Consider the following 597-nt stretch of genomic DNA (forward strand, 5'->3'; position numbering starts at 1 on the left):
GGGTTTCCCCATTCGGAAATCCTCGAATCACAGCCCGGTTGCCGGCTCCTCGAGGCTTATCGCAGGCTCCAACGTCCTTCATCGGCTCCTGGTGCCAAGACATCCACCGTATGCTCTTAAAAACTTGACACTACATGCACTACATGCAAACTGCTCAGACTGAACCTCAAAAGAGGTTCGTCCAGAAGATGCTCGCGTCCACTGTGTAGTTCTCAAGATACGGACGGAACCATGCGACAAGGACCTCCATCCGGAGATCCTTGACCGCAGGCCGTTCGAGTCAGCGCCCTAAGCGAAGCGGCTGCTTCCTCAGGACCCAACAGCGTGCTCGGCACTCCCTCTCCCGCGAGACTCCTCGTTCCGCAGCTCCTCCAGGGAGGAGAGCGTACTAACCGGAGAGCGGTAAGAAGAGATTGCCGAATAACCAGTGCTCCACTAGAAAGCATGGACGCTCACGCAGGCATTCGCTGCGTAAGAGCGCCGGTGCTCCTTAGAAAGGAGGTGATCCAGCCGCACCTTCCGGTACGGCTACCTTGTTACGACTTCGTCCCAATCGCCGACCCCACCTTCGACAGCTCCCTCCCTTACGGGTTAGGC

Annotated in this window: 2 rRNA genes; both read right to left on the reverse strand. The window is 57.6% G+C overall.

Features of this window, described 5'->3' with window-relative positions:
• Positions 1-130 (reverse strand): 23S ribosomal RNA (locus EAS64_RS42805); the annotation flags it as partial.
• A 364-nt stretch (positions 131-494) separates the two neighbouring features.
• A 16S ribosomal RNA gene (locus EAS64_RS42810) occupies positions 495-597 on the reverse strand; the annotation flags it as partial.

The sequence above is a fragment of the Trebonia kvetii genome (assembly GCF_007827045.1).
Classification (GTDB): domain Bacteria; phylum Actinomycetota; class Actinomycetes; order Streptosporangiales; family Streptosporangiaceae; genus Trebonia; species Trebonia kvetii.